Origin of the sequence: Burkholderia sp. B10, assembly GCF_004368385.1 — a bacterium.
GTDB lineage: Bacteria > Pseudomonadota > Gammaproteobacteria > Burkholderiales > Burkholderiaceae > Burkholderia > Burkholderia vietnamiensis.
Genome location: NZ_PQMX01000157.1, coordinates 1 through 2,408, shown reverse-complemented (window position 1 = coordinate 2,408; position 2,408 = coordinate 1). Strand labels below are relative to the sequence as shown.

Annotated in this window: 1 protein-coding gene and 1 pseudogene; one reads left to right on the top strand and one right to left on the bottom strand. The window is 63.9% G+C overall.

The window, feature by feature from the left end:
- Positions 1–441: 441 nt before the first annotated feature.
- Complete coding sequence (locus C3Y15_RS31295; RefSeq protein WP_059475927.1) at positions 442–1,869, bottom strand: DHA2 family efflux MFS transporter permease subunit; 1,428 nt, start codon at positions 1,867–1,869, stop codon at positions 442–444.
- A gap of 336 nt (positions 1,870–2,205) precedes the next feature.
- Here C3Y15_RS31295 and C3Y15_RS32490 point away from each other — a divergent pair.
- Positions 2,206–2,352: pseudogene (locus C3Y15_RS32490) on the top strand (nuclear transport factor 2 family protein); the annotation flags it as partial.
- Positions 2,353–2,408: the final 56 nt, after the last annotated feature.

Below are 2,408 nucleotides of genomic sequence, written 5' to 3'. Positions count from 1 at the left end.
GAGCGTGGGCGGGCGGTTGGCGGTTGGCGGTGGCCAATTGCCGATTACCGATTGGCAAGTGCCGAGTGCCGGTTGCCGAGTGCCCGTTGCCCGTTGCGGGTTGCCGGTTGCGCGTTCCGGGCGCCGGTTATTGGTTGCCACTCGCCACTCGCCGGTTGCCGGTTGCCGGTTGCCGGTTGCCGGTTGCCTGTCGCCTGTCGCCTGTCGCCTGTCGCCTGTCGCCTGTCGCCTGTCGCCGGCAGCAGCCCGGACGGCGTGAAGTTATAAGCGGGCAACGCCACGCGATTTAGAGTTCGCGCGCCGTAAACTGCAACCGACGACTGGCTGCTCCATACGCGCGGTCCGCTGCTCATTGCTGGGGCGGCGTCTCGACTCAGTCCGCAGTGGCGACGAATCGCTGACCGCCGGCCTTCGCGCGACCGCCGCGATCAGAACGACGCTCTACCCGCGCGCCACATTTGCGCGAAGTCGATCGCCAGCATCGGCGGCGAGTCCCGCATAGCCGGGCAACGTCAGCAGAGCGAGCACGCCGGCCGCAATGAACGCCCAGCGAAAATCGTCGAGCACATAATGCACTCCGGCGGCGTCGCCACGCGCCAACGCCGCGACCCGCAGCGACAACGCGCCGAATGCGATGCCCATTCCGATCGTCATCTGCTGCGCGGCGCTCCACAGCGTGCTGGCCGCACTGGTTTGCCGCGCCGGAATATCCGCGTACGCGAGTGTCGCGAGCGTCGTGAACTGCATCGATCGCGTGAGCCCGTAGACGAACACGACCAACAAGGTGACGGCCAACGGCGTCGACGCTGTCAGCCAGCCGCACGCGATCGTGAACAGGCCGACGATCGTCACGTCGACGAGCGCGACGTGCCGGAAACCGAAGCGATCGAGTATCCACGACGTGCCTGCCTTCATCCCGAGATTGCCGATCGCGCTGGCGAGCAACAGCAGGCCGGACTGGAATGGCGACAGCCCGAAGCCGATCTGGAACAACAGCGGCAGCAGATACGGCACGGCGTTGATCGCTATCCGCGTGATCGAACCGGTGATGACGGTGACCGAGAACGTCGGCACCTTCAGCGTCGTGAAATCGAGCAGCGGATGCGCGCATCGTTGCGCATGCAACCATGCGGCAATGCCGAACAACACGCTCGCGGCGACCAGGATACCTGCGCGCGTGAAATCGACGTCCTGCTGGCCCGCCGCTTCGGTACCGATCAACAGACAAGTCAGCGCCGCGCCGGCCAGCACGAAGCCGACCCAGTCGAGCGGCCGCCGCTCATCGGCACGCGTGTTGCGGACGATAAGCCAAGTGCAAACCAGCGCGGCTATGCCAAACGGAACGTTCAACAGGAAGATCCAGCGCCACGACGCGTAGGTGGTGATGAAGCCGCCGACCGGCGGCCCGACGACTGGCGCGACGATGCCCGGCCACGTGATCGTCGCGATCGCACGCATCAGTTTGGCTTTCTCCGTGCTGCGCACGACGATCATTCGCCCGACCGGCACCATCATTGCCCCACCGACACCCTGGAGCAGACGCGCGGCCGTGAACGTGAGCACGCCATCGGAGAGCCCGCACAGCACCGATGCGCCGGAAAAGACGAAGATCGCGGTGGCGAAGACGGTACGCGAACCATAGCGATCCGCGATCCAGCCGCTAATCGGGATGAACACGGCGAGCGCCAGCATGTAGGCCGTCATCCCGACACTCAGCGCATTCGGCCCGACGCCAAACGACTGTGCCATCTGCGGCAGCGCGGTGGCGATCACCGTCGTATCGAGGTACTCCATGAAAAACGTCGCGGCGACGAGATAAGGCAGGAAGTCGGTCGTCCGACGACATGAAGCGGCGGCGCGGTCGGTCATGAATCAATGTGCGGGAATGAGTTGTAGGAACACCGAGCAGTGGCAGGCAGACGAATTGCCGGCAGTCGGACGAACGGCGATATTACCGTGAATGGCGGGAAGCTCGCCGATGACATCTGGCGCTCGGGGACTTTATGCGCATAGATTTTTATTGGGATATTGGGATATACCGGCCACTAGGTGAAGCCCCCTCAAGACCGGCGAATCGCACTTACGTCGACGAAGTGATTGAGCATCTAGCAGTCATTTCCGCTCAACATGCAGCATCATCTTCCACGTCGACGCCATCACGCGTTATATCTGGACGCCTAGGATGCGCGGAATCCCGTACGCAGCATCGTCACCGCGACAACGGTCGTGCTTGCCGGTGATTTCGATGGCACGGCGTTCAGCGGCAGGTTCGCCTACACGCGGCTGTGGCGCCCAGTAGGAGATCGTTGGCGCGTGGCCGCCGGACATGCATCGCAGATATCGCCAGCTTGATGCATCGCGCGTTCCGGCGATGAGCAGTTCCGCGGCAGCGTGACGATCAGGGGATA

Bases quoted from the DNA above. Each gene is read 5' to 3' on its own strand.
- C3Y15_RS31295 (WP_059475927.1), bottom strand. From the start codon at position 1,869: ATGACCGACCGCGCCGCCGCTTCATGTCGTCGGACGACCGACTTCCTG.